The sequence below is a fragment of the Alkalibacterium sp. m-11 genome (genome assembly GCF_054658155.1).
Genome location: NZ_BAAGIR010000159.1, coordinates 1 through 3,897, shown reverse-complemented (window position 1 = coordinate 3,897; position 3,897 = coordinate 1). Strand labels below are relative to the sequence as shown.

The following is a 3,897-nucleotide window of genomic DNA, read 5'->3' as shown; positions in this document are numbered from 1 at the left end:
AGGGACTGCCTTTTGAGCCTACCCCTATCCGATTCCTCTGTCTGTATGAAGTCTGTGCAGACAAGAATGGAGTTCGTAGGAAGCCCCCACTTCAAAATCCAAAGGATTTAAGTGGTGGGTAGTTCACGGGACTGCAGTAGAAAGGCTAGTTGTCGGCCTTTTCTGAAAATCAATTGAAAAGAAAATAATTAATTCTTCAAAACTAATTGACTTTTGTCGCTATTCACGGTACTATATCAGATGGTATTGTTTGCCACCATGATAAGCCCCGGAAACTTGTTTTGGAACAAACAACAGAGAGTCTTTCTTATTACTTTTAACGGAACTTAGAAGCGATGGAAAGCAGCTAATTTAAAATTGATTCTTGAAAAGAAAATTTGGAGGTTAAGATCGTGCGTACAACATTTATGGCGAATGAAAGTAACATCGAACGCAAATGGTATGTAGTCGACGCTACAGATATTCCTTTAGGACGTCTGTCAACTGTCGTTGCATCTATCCTACGCGGTAAAAACAAACCTACGTATACACCACACGTTGATACTGGTGACCACGTAATCGTAATTAATGCAGGAGAAGTTAAACTAACAGGGAAGAAAGCTAGCGACAAGATTTATTCTCGTCACTCTGGACACCCAGGTGGATTGACTCAACAGTCAGCTGGAACAATCCGTGCTCAAAGACCGGAACGTTTGATTGAAATGTCAATCAAAGGTATGCTTCCACACAACCCACTAGGACGTAAACAAATTAAAAAACTTCACGTATACGCTGGCCCTGAGCACAAAAACCAAGCTCAACAGCCAGAAGTACTAGACATCACAAACTTGATTTAAGGAGGGACATCCATTGGCACAAGTACAATATTTCGGAACTGGTCGTCGTAAAAACTCTACAGCTCGTGTTATCATGACTCCAGGTTCTGGTAAAATCACTTTTAACGGTAAAGATATTTCTGAATATTTAAACTTCGATCACCTACACTTAGTAGTTAAACAGCCACTAGCTATCACTGATACAGTAGACAGCTACGACATCACTATCAACGTTCACGGTGGTGGGTTCTCAGGACAAGCAGGCGCTGCTCGTCACGGAATCTCTCGTGCGTTACTACAAGTAGATCCTGACTTCCGTTCTCCACTGAAAGCAGCTGGACTGCTTACACGTGATTCACGTATGAAAGAGCGTAAAAAACCAGGTCTTAAAAAAGCGCGTAAATCTCCACAATTCTCAAAACGTTAAATCGTTACTACATCAACGTTTCAAGACACTTTCCTTTTTGGGAGGTGTCTTTTTTTATGCTCGTGACCGAAATCGTGACCGAAACCGCCAATTATTAGATCAGAAATTGACAGTCTCAGCAAACTTATTAGCAGAATTCTCTCTGGCTTTTTCGGTCAAATGTCCATAAACATCTGCAGTGATATTGATTGAAGCATGACCCAATCGCTCTTGAATTTCCTTCATCTCTGTTCCGGCTTCGATGAGTATAGAAGCGTGAGTATGGCGAAACCCATGTGTTGATATTGTTGGCAGCTTTGGGTTTAATGCTAAAACCTTTTTGATGATGTTATCTGGATGAGATGGGTATAAAGCAACGTTGATTTTATCTCTGTAGAATCGACTAAAGACCAGCTGATTCTTCTGATTCTGATTAATTCCGTAGAGCAGAAGTTCCTTTGACTGTTCTTTTTTCCACTGCTTCAGGATCGACAAGGTAGTATCATCTATCTTAATGAAACGATTGGACTTTTTAGTTTTTGGAGGAGTGATTTTGTATTCTTTATTCACATAGACCATGTTCTTTCGGACGTGTATCGTTTTATTTTTAAAATCTATATCAGACCAGAACAGAGCCATCATCTCCCCTTTTCGCATACCAGTGAAGGCTAATACTCTGAATAAGGCTACTTCTTTTAAAGTGAAGTTGTTTGATAAAGCCTCAAAGAATGACCTTAGTTGCGAAGGGGTGTAGAACTGAGAAGATGCATCTTCTGTCAACTCTTCATAACTGATTTTTTTCTTCGGCATTTCTACATGCATCATCGGATTATCAGTGATGTATCTTAGTTTTACAGCATATGCAAGAACTCTTTGCACTGCTGATTTGAGTACTTTAAAATTGGTATAATAAGTACTCCAGCCATTTACCGCAATTTGGCAGTCTCTTAAGGTTATAGAAGTAACATTTCTACTACCAAGCAATGGTAAAATGTATTTATTGAATTGCCTTGTTGTACCATTGTAACTTGATTCTCTTACTTTGTTTTTATAGCCTAAATCCCATTCTCTATAGACTTCTTCAAAAGTCACAATTCTATTATCCGATACTACATAAGAATTCTTTTTTAAATCCAGTTTAATCTTGTATAACTCAAACTCAGCTTCTTCTTTGCTTTTGAAGCCTCGTTTAACTATTTCTCTCGGTATACCAGGCTTTTGATTTTTTCCAGTGTAATGTGAAAACCAATAGGTCTTTTCTCCAGTTTTTGTTTTGTATTCTTTGATCTTTGTCATAAGAATCCCTCACTTATTTTGATTTGATCCCACAATAGGATGGATTAATCATGATAAGTGATTCCTCATAGAAGTATTCCGTTTTCGGTCGAACCTCGTCCGAGGAATTGAAAATGCTGAGGACACCTCCTTTCTTGTATTGTAGTTGATTGAATAGAGGTTAGGCAAGGTCAAACATCTTCTTGGCATATAATAATAATGATCACCGTATGATGCCACAAATAAACTATGAGGTGATCGATGATGACAGATATAATGACTGATTTACTAAATGAATTGAAGAAAGAAATCAGGGAAGAGATAAAAAGAGAACTGTTGGCGGAGATGGACTCTCAAAGAAGTTCTACAAAGATTTGGATGAACAAAAAAGAAACAGCTGCTTATCTGGGAGTCAGTCCTAATACATTTAATAAGTACCTGAGTCAGTTTCCTAATTTTCCTTTCAGTAACATAGCAGGAGCAAAGAGGTACAACGTGAGGAATGTCGACGAATTTATTGAGATAACAGGGATGATGAACAAATAGAATAGTCGAAGTGTTCATACATTTGTACGGTGTATGAACTTTTTGTTATGTCAGGTAGAATGGAATTATTGTGTCAAAGCAGTAGGCCAGAGTAATCACAGAGTAAACATTAGAAATAATCTGTTGAAACTGTATAATAAGGTATGTATTTGAAAGTTGTATCAGTTAAATATTTGATTATATGAGGTAAGTTGAATCTATAGGGTTTATTGGAAGAGGTGCAAACATGGTATTGTATAGAATAACTATTCGAAAGAAAAATACTGAGTATCAGCTGGTTATTCCGCCAAAGGTAGTTAAACTGTTAAAAGAATTAGAAGTAGAGAGAGGAATAATGGGTCACACTCATCAAATTCCAGGAAGGGTTATTAACGTTGAAAGAGATAGAAAGAATACTTTTGAAGAGTCCCTTGTAGAAGGAATCAACCAGTATCATGGGGCACTTAAGAACTTGGTTGATCGATGAACTTATGTGAATACAAAAAGGTATAAAGAAGCACTCATTCGACTGAGTGCTTTTTTTGTACCAGTCAGTTAATGTTTTATTGATTTGAACCATCTGCTGAAAAGCTACTGTAGCCCTCATTTAACTTTTAAGCATCAAAAAAAGCCGCTACCCTGATGTTTGCGCATCAGAACGATAGTAGCGACTTTAACCTCTTGAGAAGGTGATGCCTATGATGAGAGTATCATCAAATCATTTAATAGTCAATAACGCTGACTGTCTCATATGTGTAAAGTTATTCTCGGAAATTTATTCTAGAAATCTGAAACGCAGTTTATTGTTTTTGTCTTTCTCAAGCCTATTTTGCTCTTCGAGCTTTTAAAAGGCTTGAGAAAGTCAGTTCTAATTAA

5 protein-coding genes are annotated in these 3,897 nt (G+C 37.5%); 4 read left to right on the top strand and 1 reads right to left on the bottom strand.

Translation table 11 applies throughout. The annotated features are described in order from the left end of the window. Positions 1–392: 392 nt before the first annotated feature. Together rplM and rpsI are read left to right on the top strand one after the other, a co-directional pair. The gene (gene rplM, locus ACYQ2O_RS10950) at positions 393–836 is read left to right on the top strand and encodes a 50S ribosomal protein L13 (RefSeq protein ID WP_091481849.1); all 444 of its coding nucleotides are present in this window, start codon (positions 393–395) and stop codon (positions 834–836) included. 13 nt (positions 837–849) lie between these two features. After that, positions 850–1,242 (top strand): 30S ribosomal protein S9, encoded by a 393-nt coding sequence (gene rpsI, locus ACYQ2O_RS10945; protein ID WP_091266415.1) that lies wholly within the window; start codon positions 850–852, stop codon positions 1,240–1,242. A gap of 99 nt (positions 1,243–1,341) precedes the next feature. Here rpsI and ACYQ2O_RS10940 read toward each other — a convergent pair whose 3' ends face one another. Further along, entirely contained in the window at positions 1,342–2,517 is a 1,176-nt protein-coding gene (locus ACYQ2O_RS10940) for a tyrosine-type recombinase/integrase (protein ID WP_459796619.1), read from the bottom strand. A gap of 240 nt (positions 2,518–2,757) precedes the next feature. Between ACYQ2O_RS10940 and ACYQ2O_RS10935 the strand changes: the two genes are divergently transcribed. Both ACYQ2O_RS10935 and ACYQ2O_RS10930 read left to right on the top strand, forming a co-directional pair. Further along, positions 2,758–3,042 (top strand): hypothetical protein, encoded by a 285-nt coding sequence (locus ACYQ2O_RS10935; RefSeq protein ID WP_459796618.1) that lies wholly within the window; start codon positions 2,758–2,760, stop codon positions 3,040–3,042. 226 nt (positions 3,043–3,268) lie between these two features. After that, positions 3,269–3,508 (top strand): hypothetical protein, encoded by a 240-nt coding sequence (locus ACYQ2O_RS10930; RefSeq protein ID WP_459796617.1) that lies wholly within the window; start codon positions 3,269–3,271, stop codon positions 3,506–3,508. Positions 3,509–3,897: the final 389 nt, after the last annotated feature.